We start from the raw sequence: 15845 nt of genomic DNA on the forward strand, positions 1-15845 counted from the left end.
AAAAGTCAATACATTTGATATGCGATATTTCCCGCTACAGTTGCTACTAGTAGCGGGATAGCAGAAAATCATGCCAGTTCGTGTATTGATTCTTTTGCATATTGCTCAGGGTTGAGTGCCTGCAGTAAATCTTTTCTGTACTCTATATCCTGACGAACTCGATGAGTGTAAGGGTGATTTTCAGCCGAAATTGGTAGGTAGAAGAGAAAACCATCCAATTCTCTCACACAGTGATACAAAGTAGAGTTGGAAAGGTAGGTGATGAATGACTTTTCTTTGTCCGCTTTTGTAAAAAGTGACTTCATAACATCTGCTCTCTCCTCAGTGGGCACATCAATTAAATTGATGTGTGTTTTTTCTAACCAAGCTTCCACGCCATCCCATGTGTCAACAATCGATAAACGAGAGCGGTTTTGGTGCGACCCCAAGTTAGTTGATATAATTGAGTTGTATGCTTTTATGCTGCGAAGGATTGTGTGAGTGTAACTATCAGAAAAAAATGATTCAAACTCCATTTCAAGCAGGTATGCTGAATCGATCCGAATGTCAGAATATAGTGCCTGTGTGTCGAGAATTATTTTTATTAATTCATTAAGGTTTCCATTTTTCAGTTTAAGAGGATTTGTTTTTATTTTTAAACCAAGATATAAAACAGCGGTATAATAAGCTGGGAAGCCTATCAAACCATCAAGTAAAGATGTGCCTTCACTTTCTAATAAATCCAGTGCTTCTTGCACTCGCTCATTTTTTATGTGGTATAGCACCTGTAGCATCAACGCGTACGGCTTGAGATAGCACATTTTTTCTTGTGTCACGACACGGTCAAAGAATTTTTCTGATTTTTTGTGGTCTGTTATTATGCCTATTGAAGATCTTGGTTTTCCTAGTAAGTAAAATATTGTGTTGATGTTTTGTATTGTGTACAGGTTCGTTATCAGTGGAACGCCTTTTACAGCAGTTTCCCATAATCTATCGAGATGTACTTTGGTTTCTTTTGGTAGTGCGCTTTCAAGATGTTTTTTGGTCGCAATGAATTTTATTATACTACTGCTTAATGAACTAACACGGATGTCAGAAATCGCCATTTTTTCAGTTAATGAAATTTTATGCAGATTGGCGAGATGGCAACCCAATCCAGTCTTAATGTCAAAATAAATTGCTGCCATGCATGCTGTATACGCTTCCTGAAGCGTTGTAAGTCGTATCACGCTTTTTTGCTTTTCTTCTGGCTTGTCGATGCCATTGCAAGTGGTTTTGGCTAAGCGAATTTTTTGGTCGATGGTCGCACGTCGTTGTGTCCTATCTGGCCGGATATCCCGGATAAACTCCGTCAACTCTTCACGATAATGTTCGCATTCCGGAGCCGCGAGGATAGACAGCAACATCTTGCGAGCAGCGAAGGCAACTCCCTTCTCATTTGTTGATGACAGCAGAGCATCTAGATGCCGCATGAACGGAGACTCATCATGAAACTCACTGAAGATTTCCATATAGGCGACCAGTAGTGGGCACAAGATGTGCTTGGCATAGCGCTGGTTTATCTGTTCTTTACTTAAGGGCGCAATGATGGGCTTCGAGAGTATATAGGAGGCGGCCACCTCACTAAAATCCAACAAACCATTAACGAGTATGGTGGTGCTTTCGCCTTGGGTGCAAAGGGCCTGCATGAGCTTCTCGTGAAGTTCATCAATGTAGATGTCTTGTTTGCTGGTGTAGCTTCGCTTCTCCTTCAACCGAGCATTTCTATCGCCATCGTACAGATCTAACGCCCATAGCAAATGATCCACAAAAAAATCATAACCTATTGTTTTTACTTCCTTTAAAGACATACATCCCTTGCCTCTGCAAAACTGCCGTCATTAATTTGATAATGATTTTATACATTGTGCCGCTCAACCCCCAGCGACTGGAGTCACAGATGCGCAATGTAATGAACAAATCAGAAGTAATTTCCCATGCCGAGCTTATTGACCGGATTTTGCGAATGAAGGAACTGAGCAAGACCACCGGTGTGAGTCCATCTACCCTCTACGACTGGATGAACGAGAAGTCGCCTCGTTATGACCCCAGCTTCCCTCGAGCAATCCGATTGGGCGCAGGCTCGGTTGGCTGGAGCTCGCGCGCGGTTCAGGCCTGGATTGATTCTCGCCCCCAAGCTAATCCGATGTCGGCACAGGAGGACCAAGCATGATGAGTCATCAGCTGTCTTTTAAACCCATAGCGCTAGGGCCCATTACGCCGCAAATTGCCCCTCTGCAGATACCTCAGCTGATAGTTGAGGCAAAGCCACTGCGCTTGCCTTTACTCACTTTCCCTGTCTACGTACTGCCGAACGAGTTACGCGAGGTCATTGCTTATCTGCAACAGGAGACACAAGCATCGCTGGATTTGCTTGCCTCCTCGTTGCTCGGTGGGATGGCACTGTGCTGTCAGGACTTGTTTGATATCTCACCTAAGGCCCCCCTGCGCTTTCCCATATCCCTGTATCAGGTTGTGCTGGCGGAATCCGGGGAGCGTAAGTCCACGGTCGATAAGCTGCTCATGAAGCCTATTCGTGACCTCGAAGCTGAGTTGGAGTTGCAGTACCAAGAGGAAAAAAAGCAGTACGATGTGGCGCAGCGTCTCTGGCAAAGTGAACAGAAGGCATTGGAGAAAGCCTTCCAACAGGCCGTGACCAAAGGAGAGTCTTCGAAGTTGGCTAAACAGCAATTGGAAAATTGCCTGCTTCAGCAACCGCTCCCACCGCAGCGTAAGCGTCTGTTAGTGAGTGATGTCACCAGAGCAGCAGTCAAGCAGGCTTTGGGGAAGAGCAATCCGTCTCTTGTTTTGCTCTCGGACGAGGCTGGCAGCATCCTTAATGGTGAGCTACTTCATGATACGCCTTTGTTGAACTCTCTATGGAGCGCTCAACCAATCGAGGTAGATCGTGCGAACGGGGAGATGTTCCGCATCACCGATGCACGTTTTGGCACGATGCTAATGGTACAACCTGCGCTGTTCAAAGAGTATGTCGCCCGTCAGGGGCTGCGAGCACGGGCCTCCGGTTTTTTTGCCAGAACACTGTTGTGTCAGCCGAGTTCCACTATCGGTTCGCGGTTTGAACGTGGGGCGATAACGAAAACGGCGACCAGCGATCCTTTAGTCTGGTTCCATACACGGGTAATGACGCGTTTGAACGAAAGCATTCAACGTCGTGATAAAAATGCTGAACGAGTTTGCCTGACGCTTTCTCCAGAGGCTGCCCACAGATGGGCACTTGAATACAACCGCATTGAATCGATGAGTGGTCCATCCGGCGCTTTGTATGAATATCGTGATTACGCATCCAAGCAACTTGAGCACGTGGCGAGGATCGCGGGAGTACTGGAGGCATTTGTCACCGGTAATGATATTGTGTCGGACCATACCATGTACGCCGCTATTCAGTTGGCTAGTTACTATCTGGATTCATTTATTCACCTGATGGCTGATGATACGTTGCCCGAAGAGATGGAGGACGAACTGAAATTAGAAAATTGGTTGCAAAAAAACCATTGTAAATTTAATTGTCAAGCTATCCCTAAAAACTATATTCGCCAGCATGGCCCGAATCGACTCCGGGATAGTCAGCGCCTGAACCGAGCGCTGGAGCGCTTGCAGATGAAGGGGAAGGTCCAAGTTTATAAAACAGGGAAAACATGGCACGTCCACATCAGCCATAATAACGGCATTGTGCCCGGAATTTAAGCTGGAAATAAGGCGCTAGCTCTAGCTATATCTTTACAATAATTCGAGTGATTTTATGGCTCCAACCAGAGAACAGAGTGCAAGCTAAGTTCAGAGTAACTTTCTTGCCTTAACAACCAGTATTAGTGGAGATTTATTTAAAACAGTCACGTATTCCCCGATGATTTAGGAGGTCGATAAGTTTGGTAATAGTAATATATACACTAAGGTAGAGGATGTAGGAGATATATCGAGGGAGAGAATGATACACCACCAGAGTGTATCACAGAGTATACCAACGAGAGCATGTGATATACACACGAAGTGTATACCAATCAGATATGCATCAGGCTTGTATCTGACGTACAAACGATTAGCTATATACACAACAGGGAGTAATAATCTACGGTAAAATTTTACATGTCCATCTCATTCATGAGAGCTAAATGCCACTCACTTTCATTTAATTGGCATGGGATAACCATACCTTCCCAAGAATGACTATGCGTTTACAATATGAGTATTATTATGTCTGATAAGTTTGAGCAGTTGCTCGCCGAGGCTAATGCCAAGTATGGTGAGATTTCATCGGTACAGCTGAAAAGGGCAATAGAGGTTATTGATGACTTCTTGAGAGTATTTCCACGCGTTTTTGCTATTCGTGTTGATTTGCATTTCCCTCAGATGGTTTCAGTGGATGCGCCAGACATGCCAACTTGCTTTCCCAGAGCTGACGCCAAAGCGATTACGCGCTTCTTTGCGTCTCTTGAGAGTCAGTTGCTAGCAGAACATCGCCGTAAAGGTAAGCAGGGTACTCCAGCGCCCTTTGGATATATCTGGGTAAAAGAGCAGGATGCAAGTGGCTTTCCTCATTACCACTTGATTCTACTTTTTAATAAAGATGACTATGCCTTTCTTGGTAGTTTTGATACCTCGGATGCAAATAACATGGTAGGACGTATTCGTAAAGCCTGGTGCAGCGCCTTACAGCTTTCACCTTCTGCATACCAGGCCTTGGTGCATTTCCCTGCTAACCAGTATTGGCTTACTCGTGTTGATGCTACGCTGGACAATGAAAATTATTATGCTTTTTTGCTCAGAATTGCATATTTTTTTAAGCTGCATTCTAAATTGCTGAGTACACGTAGTTTCAGTTGTAGTCAAGCGATAGGTAATGTCAAGAAAGTAGACCTTCAGCCTCTTGGGCAACGGGCAAGAATTTTGCACACAAGGTTGTTGCGGTTATTCATGCAGGAGGCATGATCAGTAGTGGTCATACTACGATATCACTGCGAGCGCAGCATTAGTGTAGGAAAGTGTTTGATAGTCAATAGTATGTTTTGGGTATCTCGCTTGATTTCATTGAAATGGCGTAATTTATTGCCAGGCTGCAGCCTGCATTGCAACACACAAAGAGTGACATCAAGTCATCTTTGCCAATCGTGCTGTAATGTGTGCAGGAGCATTGATGACATCGACATCATAGGGAAGAACGAGGGGGATTGTTTGTTCGCGCTTGAGTGTATACAAGGCCTGTATCGGTAGGGACCTTGGTACAGCGTGATGGCATCGCGACTGTACTATTTATCTAACAGGTATACTGTTTACACAGCGGATAAAAATTCATTCGTGTGATTAAAATGTTATCTGCAGTATTGCTGGTTCTTATATCTGTAAGCTTGATATACTGTATTATGGAAACTAATAGTGTTTTCACGATTATTCGAACTATTGAACGAGAGGCTATTGATGAGTGAATTTTTGAAAGTCTTATTGAACATCCGTAGCTTGCGAGCCGCACTGCGTGAGCTGTCTCTGGAACAAGTCAAAGAAGCCCACGAGAAGATTGAAGCGATTTATCTGGAACGGTTGGAGCAGGCAGAGAAAGAGCAAGCAGCCCAAGCTGAGCACCAGCAAAAACTGGCTGAGTTCCAAGCAATGCTGGCTCAAGCTGGTATCGACCCGACTGAGTTGGTGGGGAGTACCCCGGCAGCAGCGGTTGCGACTAAAACCAAGCGAGCACCTCGGCCCCCGAAATACTGTTATGTCGAAAATGGTGTAGAGAAAACCTGGACCGGTCAGGGTCGTACCCCCAAGTTCTTGGTACAACAATTGGAACAAGGTCGTCAGCTGGATGAGTTTCTTATCTAACTGATGTAGATTGTTGGGGATTTGCATGCAGCAGCTCAAGGAGCTTGAGCCTATTCATTTCTACCGTATTAAGGGGCTTCTTTCCAGAAGCCCTTTTGATATTAATAAAAGCAGTAGTCGGGTGAGGTAATCAGTGCTATCCCCTCACCTCACGGTGAGGTATGCCTTTATCATCGGTGTTATGAAGATTAACTTGAGCAGGCTCACCTTTGCCAAGCTCGCTCCCGTACTACCGATAATCAATCCCATCACAACACCAATGTTTATACCCAATAATACAGATGATAGGGGTTCACCACTTCTGTTATGTAAAAGTCAAATACCCATGTTCGTACGGACTGGGATACCTACGGCTGGCATTGGCAGTTATCAATTCTGGCAGGTATGAAGCCATAGATGAGTGACCCTATCTGACTCACGGAAACAATTAAGACAGCACTTCGTATCACTGTTGCTAGGCGATGCAGGCTTTAAGAATGACGGGCTGCACAGTCATAGCATAAACAGATCTGGATGGAGTGTCCTCGAGTCTTTGGGGGGCAGGTGCGTATCTTTCAGATAGAAGATTAGCCAATAAGTCAATAGGACGAGCCTTGCCTCTTTAGTTATCTGTGGATTCTCATACTTTTTTCGTTGTGAGCTATTTCAATATTCTGCGTTTGAAAACTGCCTGTTTGTGGGTTGATTGACGATGATTGGGCGTGCTCTATTTTCATTCAAATATATATTTTTCAATAAGATATGGTCATCTTGTTTGTGGCTTTGTGCCCGTTTTGTCTGGATCTTGCCCGTTTCACAACCGGGAAAGTCTGCGCCAGATCACATATATGCCAAGAGTCATGCCCTTATAATTAGTGCACCATAACAAACCAAGGCTAATTATGTTGTCACCTCGCGTTGTTGATATAGAAAAATATGTTGTTCAGGCTGGTTCAGTCACAGTTAAGGAACTTTCAGAACGTTTTTCTGTATCACCGGAAACAATTAGACGTGACTTGCAAGAATTGGAATCTAATGGCTCCGTAAAAAGAGTGCATGGTGGAGCAATATCTCTTGATAATGCAGATGCTGGCTTGGCATTTAATAAACGTAAACATGAACGTTCTATAGAAAAAAAGTTGATTGCCTATAAAGCATTGGCACTGATTAAACCAGGTGACATGATCATGCTTGATGCCAGCTCTACTTGTTGGTATTTGGCAGAGGCGCTACCAGATATATCACTAACGGTGATCACGAATTCATTTAGAAATGTGTTGAGCCTGGCAGTAAAGAGAAACATCAAAACCATCGCCATCGGTGGTGAGTACTCAGAAAAATATGCTGCCTTTGTCGGCACCATTGCTAGTGGCAATATCAGCCAGTACCGGGTGGATACACTGTTTCTCTCCTGCTCAGCATACAGCGCTACCAGCGGTATTTGGGAAAACAATGAGATTAATGCCTCGACCAAGAAAGTGATGCTAGCTTCCGCGAAGCAGAAGGTATTGCTAGCCGATTCTCATAAAGAAAATCGTTCCGGAATTGTCAGGATCTGTCAATTTAGTGACCTAGATGTAGTCCTGACAGAAAAAATCGAAAGTAATGTAAGGCAGTTAAACAGATACAACAAAAAATAGAACCTCATATCCTACGCAATAAAAACACATGGAGTTTACATTATGGCTAATACATCCCAAACCGCTGTTTGTGAAAACAGTCGCGATGATATTGTGCCCGAAAGCATGGGTATATCTCATCAGGTGGTACCCAGGAGCATATTGATACCGTTCATACTGCTGACCAGTTGTTTTGCGCTATGGGGATTGGCAAATAACATGACGGATGTTTTGATTGCACAATTCAAAAAGGTATTTACCTTGACTGATATGCAATCTGGATTGGTGCAAACTGCTTTTTATGGTGCTTATTTTTGTCTCGCATTGCCTGCCGCGCTATTTATTAAACGGTTCAGTTACAAGGCTGGAGTATTATTAGGATTAGGGTTGTTTTGCACTGGTGCTCTGATGTTCTACCCAGCCAGTCAGATAATGACATATGGTCCCTTCCTTGCATCCTTGTTTGTGCTGGCTGGCGGACTCTCCATTCTAGAAACCAGCGCCAACCCTTATATCATCGCAATGGGCCCACAGGATACAGCCACTCGTCGTCTGAACCTCGCGCAATCGTTTAACCCAATCGGTTCTATTACCGGCGTCCTGATCGGCAAGTTCTACATTCTCTCGCAACTCAATCCGGCCACCGATGCCGAACGAGCACTGATGTCAGCCGATGAGCTTGGCCAAATTCAAACCGGTGAGCTGGCGGCAGTGATGGGGCCATATGTTGTCGTTGCTTTGGTCATCGTTGCAGTCTGGCTGGCGATCGCCTTCACTCGAATGCCTGTGGCCCATGATGCCAACAACAACGGTCTTGATCTCAAGGGGAGTTTTGCCCGCCTGTTAGCCAAGCGGCACTTTGTGCGCGGGGTACTTGGTCAATTCTTCTATGTTGGCGCCCAAATCGGTTGCTGGTCTTACACCATCCGCTATGTCATGACAGAAGTCGGCGGCAATGAAGCCGACGCATCTACCTATCTACTGGCCTCCATTGTGATCTTCTCTGCATGCCGATTCGTCTGTACCGCACTGATGAAATTCATTTCTCCCGCTCGGTTGCTGGGTCTGCTTGCCGCTGGCGCTGTGATTTGTCTGCTGGTGGTGATGATGATCGGCGGTATGGCCGGAGTCTATGGCCTGATTGGCGTATCGGCTTGTATGTCGCTGATGTTCCCCACCATTTTTGGTCTCTCGGTACATGGTCTTGGCAAGGACACCCAGTTTGGTGGCAGCTGTCTCATCATGGCCATCCTGGGGGGCGCAGTTTTGACTGCCATCATGGGTCAAATATCAGACATGGCTGGCATACGCATGGCATTCATTATTCCACTTATCGGTTTTATCTACCTCATCCACTTCGGTTTCAAAGGTCACAAGGCATAAGGATCAGACATGAACAAATTAATTGGCGCATTACCCACTATCGGCATTCGACCTACCATTGATGGTCGTCGCATGGGGGTTCGTGAATCCCTTGAAGAGCAAACCATGACCATGGCTCGTATGACCGCAGATTTCCTGAGCGAGCATCTACGCCACCCTAGTGGTGAACGTGTAACTTGCGTCATTGCCGATAGCACCATTGGCGGCATGGCAGAGTCAGCCGTGTGTGAAGAGAAGTTCAAGGCGCACAATGTTGGGCTCACTATCACGGTCACCCCCTGCTGGTGTTATGGCAGTGAGACCATCGATATGGATCCATTTCGCCCGAAAGCCATCTGGGGTTTCAACGGCACTGAGCGGCCGGGGGCGGTTTATCTGGCGGCCGCTTTGGCCGGTCACAACCAGAAAGGGCTCCCCGCTTTCTCCATCTATGGTCAGGATGTACAGGACGCGGATTGCAAAACCATCCCGCGAGATGTGCAGGATAAATTGCTGCGTTTTGCCCGTGCCGGTCTGGTAGTTGCAACCCTACGTGGTAAAAGTTACCTCTCCCTCGGTGGCGTCTCCATGGGGATTGCTGGCTCTATCTTGGATCACACCTTCTTTGAAGAGTATTTCGGCATGAAGGTACAGGCCGTCGATATGACTGAGCTGCGACGCCGGATGGACAAGGGAATATATGATCCGCAGGAGCTGGATCTCGCCATGGAATGGGCTGGTCAACACTTCAATGAAGGGCAGGATCTCAACCCACAGGAGCGGCAGTGCTCACCGCAGCAGAAGAAGGGGGTGTTGCGCGAAAGTTTGCTGATGGCGATCTGCATGCGAGACATGATGCAGGGCAACACCAAACTGGCTGAACTCGGCTTTGGTGAAGAGGCGTTGGGTTATAACGCTATTGTGGGCGGCTTTCAGGGCCAACGTCATTGGACGGATCAATATCCCAACGGTGATACCGCGGAGACCTTGCTCAACAGCTCTTTCGATTGGAATGGTGCCCGCGCACCACTCATCATGGGCACCGAAAACGACAGCCTAAACGCCATGACTATGCTGCTGGGTTATGGTCTGACTGGCACAGCCCAGATCTTCTGCGATGTGCGCACCTATTGGTCACCTGACGCCGTGACGCGTGTTACTGGCCATCAGCTTACGGGCGCTGCCGAACACGGCATCATTCACATGATTAACTCTGGCTCTGCCGCGCTCGATGGTACTGGACAACAAAAAGATGCCAAAGGCATGCCTACCATCAAGCCTCATTGGGAGGTCACCCCTGAAGATATCAAGGCATGTCTGGGGGCCACCCAGTGGTGTCCGGCTATTGACGAATACTTCCGGGGGAGTGGTTTCTCAACCCGCTATCTGACAAAGGGCGGCATGCCATTCACCATGAGCCGCATCAATCTGATCAAGGGGATAGGTCCGGTCTTGCAGATCGCTGAGGGGTGGAGTGTCGAACTGCCCACCGATGTGCATAACACCTTGGATGCGCGTACCAACTCAACCTGGCCCACCACCTGGTTTGCTCCTCGCTTGACCGGTAAGGGTCCCTTCCGTGATGTCTATTCGGTCATGGCCAACTGGGGGGCTAACCATGGTGTACTGACCATTGGTCATGTGGGTCATGAGTTGATCACCCTGGCATCCATGCTGCGCATCCCTGTCTGTATGCACAACCTGGATGAGGCGGCCTTGCTGCGCCCATCCGCCTGGGGTGCGCATGGTATGGACGTCGAAGGTCAGGACTACCGCGCTTGCCAGAATTACGGCCCGCTCTATCGCTAATGTCCCGTGACAGGGGGTGGCTTGTCACCACCCCCATCCTTTGGTGATTCGTTGTAAGGATCTGTTATGTCACAAGATGTTGTTATTGTTCTCGACTGCGGTGCGACCAATGTCAGGGCTATCGCAGTAGGAAAGCAGGGCCAGATTATTGCCAAGGCTGCGGTTGCCAATGCCACCCAGGCGGCTGCTGAAGATAGCCATTGGCATCAGTGGTCACTCGATGAAATTCTGCAACGCTTTAAAGTTTGTTGTGAGCAGCTTGCCCCCCAACTGACGGGTTTAACTGTCCGCGCTATCACGGTCACCACGTTTGGCGTCGATGGAGCACTGGTAGATCGTCAGGGACAGTTGCTGTATCCCATTATCAGCTGGAAATGCCCACGCACTGTCGCAGTGATGGAACAGGTCCATCGCTATATTGACCCCGAACTCTTGCAGCGGGAATCCGGTATCGGTCATTTCAGTTTCAATACCCTCTACAAGCTGATCTGGCTGAAGGAGAACAAACCCGAGCTCTTCGCGCAGGCCCATGCATGGCTGTTTATCTCCTCACTGATCAACCACAGATTAACCGGTCGATTTACAACGGATCGCACCATGGCGGGTACAAGCCAACTGCTGGATCTCAAGCAGGAGTGCTTTAGCACCACCATTCTGGATGCCATCGATGTGCCTGCCAGTCTGTTTCCGGCCATGGTTGAAGCGGGGGAGGTAATTGGTCCCTTGCAAGGTACGTTGGCGGCCTTCTTGGGGCTGCCTGAGGGTATCCCGGTCATTGCTGCAGGCCATGACACCCAGTTTGCGCTGGTGGGTTCAGGGGCCGCCGTCAGTCAACCAGTTCTCTCATCCGGGACCTGGGAGATCCTGATGGTTCGTAGCCAAGCCGTCGATACAGCCACTCTACCTGCCATTACGGGTTCAACCTGTGAACTGGATGCCCAGACCGGTCTGTTCAATCCAGGTTTGCAATGGCTGGCATCCGGCGTGTTGGAGTGGGTTCGTCAGCTCTATTGGCCGGGGGGCAGCGATTATCAACAGATGATCGACGAAGCCACGGCAATTCCTGCAGGTTGTGACGGCGTGCGAATGAACCCCAATCTGCTGGCCAATGCCGAGGGGATTGGTCAGGGAACCTTTTCGGGTTTGTCGCTGGATACCACTCGTGGTCACTTTTATCGCGCAGCCCTGGAAGCGTTGGCTATGGTGCTGAAAAAACAGTTGGGCCAACTCGAACAAATAGGCCAGTTCAATACCGATCGCCTGCTGCTGGTAGGGGGCGGTTCACGCAACCCGCTTTGGAACCAAATCAAGGCTGATGTGCTCGGACTCCCAGTCCTTGCCATTGATGAGCCAGAAACCACCGTCCTGGGGGCTGCCATTTATGCGATGGCTGGCTCTGGCGTACACCCCCATGTTGATGCTGCCCGCCAAGCCATCATTACCAATTTCATTACTTTTGAGCCCGCAGCAGACAGTGCGCGCTATCAAGCCATCTATAAGGAATCCACATTATGAACGCACATAACGATACTCGTCAGGAGTGGAGCATTAACCCTCCCTTACCCAATTTCATCTACCACTGGGAGGAGGGGGCGGATCCCGTCACGCAAGAGGAGGTACATGCCTTTTTCTACAGCGACACTATCGAGCTCATCAAGCAGCGTATTTGCGATATCGGCCGCCGCTTGTGGCAAAAAGAGTATGTCGATGGCAATGGCGGCAATATCTCGGTCAGGGTCGGTGACAATTTGGTGCTCTGTACCCCAACCCTTATCAGCAAAGGGTTTATGACACCGGAAGATATCTGTCTGGTTGATATGGACGGTCGCCAAAAAGCAGGAATTCGTCCATCAACCAGCGAGATCAAGACCCATCTTGCCATCATGAAAACCAGCGGAGCCCGCTCTTGTGTTCATGCCCATCCGGCCAATGCCAATGCCTTTTTGATCACCGGGTCTGTGCCTCCCACCGGCATCATGCCTGAACCTGACATCTTCTTTGGGGAAGTAGGGCTGGCAGCCTATGCCACGCCAGGTAGCGAGCAGAATGCCCATAACGTGGGTGAGACGTCCCTCGACCATCAATGCATTTTCATGGAGAACCATGGTGTCATCGTCTGGGGTGACCATGTGGAAGATGCTTATTGGAAGCTGGAAAACGTCGATGCCTATTGCCGCATTCTGCTGCTGGCTACCGAACTGCAAAAGCCTATTACCCGAGTGGATGCCGCCTCAATGCGAGACTTCATCAATATCCGGCTCGCCCTTGGCATGCCTGATGCGCGAGCCAAACGCACTGACAATAAGCTGTTCAATGCCAACGAGTTTGCCGGTCGCCCGTTACAGACCCGCTAAGGAGCCATGATGCTGAAAGGTATTTCTCCTCTCATCAGCCCTGAGCTGCTGAAGGTGTTGGCCCAGATGGGACATGGCGATGAAATTATTCTGGCGGATGCCCACTTTCCGGCCCACAGCATGGGACCACAGGTTATCCGGATGGATGGCTTGGGTGTCGATCATTTGCTCAAGGCCATGGCGCCACTCTTTGAGCTCGACAGTTATGCGCCGCCGCTGGTGATGATGGCAGCTGTCACGGGGGATGAGTTAGACCCAAATGTAGAGCGACGCTATCTCGCAGCCTTGGCCGATGCTCGTGTCGGTCTGCAGGTCGAGCGGATCGATCGGTTTGCCTTTTATGAACGAGCCAGCAAGGCATTTGCCATCGTCGTCACTGGCGAGTGCGCCAAGTACGGCAACATCCTGCTTAAAAAAGGGGTAACCCCTGAAAGTTAACCTCGTGAGGTGGCGCAGTTGACTGCGCCGCCCCATTTTTCACACAGATGTGTGGATAGCTAAGAGACGCCTGCTCTTAGCTATCGATACAACATTGAGGGAATCAAGATGAGCTTTATGCTGGCAATGCCAAAAATCAGTTTTCATGGTCAAGGTGCGATTGCAGATGCCATGACCTATCTGCAGCAACACAACTTGAGCAAGGCGTTGGTCGTGACAGACCGCGATCTATATCGTCTCGGTCTGCTAGACCCCTTGCTCGAGGTGCTGGCAGCGAAGGAGATGGATTATGCCCTTTACCATGAGGTGATGCCCAATCCAACAGTGACCGTGGTCGATGCTGGTTATCAGGCTTTTTGTGAGAATGGGTGCGATTACCTGATCGCTATCGGTGGTGGTAGCGCCATTGATGCGGCCAAGGGGATCAAGATCCTGACCGCCAATCCGGGTCCCATTACCCGCTATAGCGGAGTGGGTAAGGTTGAGCGTGAAGGGGCGTTTCTGGTAGCGATCAATACTACGGCAGGAACGGCCGCCGAGGTGACCAGCAATGCCGTCATTACCGATCCGATGAAGCAGGTCAAAGAGGTGATTATCGATACCCGGATCATTGCTGATGTCGCAGTGGATGATCCGGCCATCATGCTCAACATTCCGCAGTCTGTGACGGCGGCAACCGGCATGGATGCGCTTACGCATGCGATAGAGGCTTATGTGGCAAAAGGGGCTCATCCCTTGACCGACCACTCAGCGCTGGAAGCGATCAGCCTGATCAGTCGCTACCTGCCTCAGGCGGTCATGCATGGCGATGATATCGAGGGGCGTGAAATGATGGCGTTTGGGCAATATCTGGCTGGCATGGCGTTCAACAGTGCGGGACTGGGATTGGTACATGCGCTAGCCCATCAGCCTGGAGCAACCCACGATCTGCCCCATGGTGTGTGCAATGCGATATTGCTACCTGTGATTTGCGAGTTCAACCGGCCTGTTTGTGTTGCTCGCTTTGCCCGTATCGCTCAGGCCATGGGGGTTGATACCCGGCAGATGAGTGAAGAGGCCGCGAGTATCGCTGCCATTGATGCCATCAAAACACTCTCTACCAAGGTTGGGATCCCTGCTGGGTTCGGTCTACTGGGAGTCAAGAAAAGTGATATCGATGGCTGGATCAACAAAGCATTGGCGGACCCCTGTGCGCCAGGTAATCCCAGAACTGCAGATGCCAAACAGGTCGAGCATCTTTACACCCTAGCAATGTAGCTTCATCTGGGAGTCAAGAATTAATGTAAAGGGCCTTGCTATCTTGAGAACCCACCAAGGTCTTTTCGCTAGAGAAAATAGGGAGGGCGATTGCATCTCGGATACAGAAAATGCACTCCAGATGACGTTACTCGCTAGATGACAGCAGCAAATGCTGCTGGAATGGATTTTATCTCGGATAAAGTAGGTGGCATAGACAACAGAATAATTGTTCTATCAAGTTGCAGAGTAGAACCTTATTGGATGAACAAATTGTATCAAGATCAGGATGATGGGAAGAAAGAGTCCCCACTGCATGTTCAACAAGAGATGAAAATTGATGCTGAAGGAGAAAGCAGTCTAAAAGAGACACTGGTCTCAAACCAGTGTCGGGTGATAACTAGAATTGTACATACCAAATGGCAAAGTATTCACCAACAGATCCCGAACCTTATCTAGTGCAGCAGTAGCTTCAGGAGATAATGGAACGGGGTCTCTTCAACCAATATCTACAGAAATGGTTTGGATTATAACAGCCAGTCGTTACAGAACGTGAACAGAAGCGGTGTTGGTGGTGCCGCTCGGTACCAGAGCACCGGAGACCATCACAACAACGTCACCTTTCTGGCCCATGCCGATTTCCAGCGCGGCTTCTTTACCGATGCGATAGAAATCGTCGGTAGAGGCGATGCTGTCAACCACGTGAGCAACCACACCCTTGGTCAGAACCAGCTGGGCAGCGGTCTTCTTGTTGGTGGTGATCGCCAGGATCCAGGCTTTCGGGAAGTACTTGCGGATAGCCTTGGCAGACTTGCCGCCTTCGGTGGCAACCACGATCAGCGGGGCGTCCAGCTTCTCGGAGGTCTCTACCGCACCTTTACATACGGCTTCGGTGATGCGCAGCTTGTTGCTGTCGTTAGAAGCAGACAGGTTGGACGGCATCACGGCATCGGTACGCTCGCAGATGGTGGCCATGATGGTCACGGCTTCCAGCGGGTACTTACCCTTGGCGGACTCACCGGACAGCATCACTGCGTCGGTACCGTCCAGGATGGCGTTGGCCACGTCGCCGGCTTCGGCACGGGTCGGACGCGGGTTCTTGATCATGGAGTCCAGCATCTGGGTGGCAGTGATAACCACTTTGCGGGCCTTGTTGCACTTGGCGATGATCATCTTCTGGGCGAAGATTACC

The 15845-nt window shown here is 49.1% G+C and carries 13 protein-coding genes; 11 read left to right on the forward strand and 2 right to left on the reverse strand.

Features of this window, described 5'->3' with window-relative positions:
- Positions 1-68 precede the first annotated feature (68 nt).
- Complete coding sequence (locus tag LRL22_RS08265; protein WP_270905144.1) at positions 69-1829, reverse strand: hypothetical protein; 1761 nt, start codon at positions 1827-1829, stop codon at positions 69-71.
- Positions 1830-1918: 89 nt separating this feature from the next.
- On the opposite strand from LRL22_RS08265, the gene LRL22_RS08270 reads away from it, so the two are divergent.
- From LRL22_RS08270 to fucO, 11 genes are all read left to right on the forward strand, one after another.
- Complete coding sequence (locus LRL22_RS08270; protein ID WP_270905145.1) at positions 1919-2191, forward strand: helix-turn-helix transcriptional regulator; 273 nt, start codon at positions 1919-1921, stop codon at positions 2189-2191.
- Complete coding sequence (locus LRL22_RS08275; protein ID WP_270905146.1) at positions 2188-3726, forward strand: YfjI family protein; 1539 nt, start codon at positions 2188-2190, stop codon at positions 3724-3726. The genes LRL22_RS08270 and LRL22_RS08275 overlap by 4 nt, the downstream gene beginning before the upstream one ends.
- 507 nt (positions 3727-4233) lie before the next feature.
- Complete coding sequence (locus tag LRL22_RS08280) at positions 4234-4968, forward strand: inovirus Gp2 family protein (protein WP_270905147.1); 735 nt, start codon at positions 4234-4236, stop codon at positions 4966-4968.
- Positions 4969-5454: 486 nt separating this feature from the next.
- Complete coding sequence (locus LRL22_RS08285; protein ID WP_270905148.1) at positions 5455-5856, forward strand: H-NS family histone-like protein; 402 nt, start codon at positions 5455-5457, stop codon at positions 5854-5856.
- A gap of 881 nt (positions 5857-6737) precedes the next feature.
- Positions 6738-7475, forward strand: a complete 738-nt coding sequence (locus tag LRL22_RS08290; RefSeq protein ID WP_270905149.1) for a DeoR/GlpR family DNA-binding transcription regulator — start codon at positions 6738-6740, stop codon at positions 7473-7475.
- A 42-nt stretch (positions 7476-7517) separates the two neighbouring features.
- The gene (fucP, locus tag LRL22_RS08295) at positions 7518-8837 is read left to right on the forward strand and encodes an L-fucose:H+ symporter permease (protein WP_270905150.1); all 1320 of its coding nucleotides are present in this window, start codon (positions 7518-7520) and stop codon (positions 8835-8837) included.
- A 9-nt stretch (positions 8838-8846) separates the two neighbouring features.
- A complete protein-coding gene (locus LRL22_RS08300) occupies positions 8847-10625 on the forward strand; it encodes an L-fucose isomerase (protein WP_270905151.1) in 1779 nt (592 codons plus the stop codon).
- A 66-nt stretch (positions 10626-10691) separates the two neighbouring features.
- Positions 10692-12140, forward strand: coding sequence for an L-fuculokinase (fucK, locus tag LRL22_RS08305; protein ID WP_270905152.1), 1449 nt, complete (start codon positions 10692-10694; stop codon positions 12138-12140).
- Positions 12137-12979, forward strand: coding sequence for a class II aldolase/adducin family protein (locus LRL22_RS08310; protein WP_270905153.1), 843 nt, complete (start codon positions 12137-12139; stop codon positions 12977-12979). The genes fucK and LRL22_RS08310 overlap by 4 nt, the downstream gene beginning before the upstream one ends.
- Before the next feature lie 9 nt (positions 12980-12988).
- Positions 12989-13417 carry an L-fucose mutarotase gene (gene fucU / locus LRL22_RS08315; RefSeq protein WP_270905154.1) on the forward strand — a complete coding sequence of 143 codons (429 nt, stop codon included), beginning with the start codon at positions 12989-12991 and terminating at the stop codon, positions 13415-13417.
- Positions 13418-13525: 108 nt separating this feature from the next.
- Positions 13526-14674, forward strand: coding sequence for a lactaldehyde reductase (fucO, locus tag LRL22_RS08320; RefSeq protein ID WP_270905155.1), 1149 nt, complete (start codon positions 13526-13528; stop codon positions 14672-14674).
- A gap of 522 nt (positions 14675-15196) precedes the next feature.
- Here fucO and LRL22_RS08325 read toward each other — a convergent pair.
- A partial coding sequence (locus LRL22_RS08325) for a pyruvate kinase (protein ID WP_270905156.1) occupies positions 15197-15845 on the reverse strand: 649 nt, incomplete at its 5' end.

Source organism: Aeromonas sp. PI_26 (assembly GCF_027854445.1).
Classification (GTDB): domain Bacteria; phylum Pseudomonadota; class Gammaproteobacteria; order Enterobacterales; family Aeromonadaceae; genus Aeromonas; species Aeromonas veronii.

What these genes read in the sequence shown, in the direction of transcription:
- LRL22_RS08265 (WP_270905144.1), bottom strand. Translation starts at nt 1,829, where the DNA reads ATGTCTTTAAAGGAAGTAAAAACAATAGGTTATGATTTTTTTGTGGAT.
- LRL22_RS08270 (WP_270905145.1), top strand. Translation starts at nt 1,919, where the DNA reads ATGCGCAATGTAATGAACAAATCAGAAGTAATTTCCCATGCCGAGCTT.
- LRL22_RS08275 (WP_270905146.1), top strand. Translation starts at nt 2,188, where the DNA reads ATGATGAGTCATCAGCTGTCTTTTAAACCCATAGCGCTAGGGCCCATT.
- LRL22_RS08280 (WP_270905147.1), top strand. Translation starts at nt 4,234, where the DNA reads ATGTCTGATAAGTTTGAGCAGTTGCTCGCCGAGGCTAATGCCAAGTAT.
- LRL22_RS08285 (WP_270905148.1), top strand. Translation starts at nt 5,455, where the DNA reads ATGAGTGAATTTTTGAAAGTCTTATTGAACATCCGTAGCTTGCGAGCC.
- LRL22_RS08290 (WP_270905149.1), top strand. Translation starts at nt 6,738, where the DNA reads ATGTTGTCACCTCGCGTTGTTGATATAGAAAAATATGTTGTTCAGGCT.
- fucP (WP_270905150.1), top strand. Translation starts at nt 7,518, where the DNA reads ATGGCTAATACATCCCAAACCGCTGTTTGTGAAAACAGTCGCGATGAT.
- LRL22_RS08300 (WP_270905151.1), top strand. Translation starts at nt 8,847, where the DNA reads ATGAACAAATTAATTGGCGCATTACCCACTATCGGCATTCGACCTACC.
- fucK (WP_270905152.1), top strand. Translation starts at nt 10,692, where the DNA reads ATGTCACAAGATGTTGTTATTGTTCTCGACTGCGGTGCGACCAATGTC.
- LRL22_RS08310 (WP_270905153.1), top strand. Translation starts at nt 12,137, where the DNA reads ATGAACGCACATAACGATACTCGTCAGGAGTGGAGCATTAACCCTCCC.
- fucU (WP_270905154.1), top strand. Translation starts at nt 12,989, where the DNA reads ATGCTGAAAGGTATTTCTCCTCTCATCAGCCCTGAGCTGCTGAAGGTG.
- fucO (WP_270905155.1), top strand. Translation starts at nt 13,526, where the DNA reads ATGAGCTTTATGCTGGCAATGCCAAAAATCAGTTTTCATGGTCAAGGT.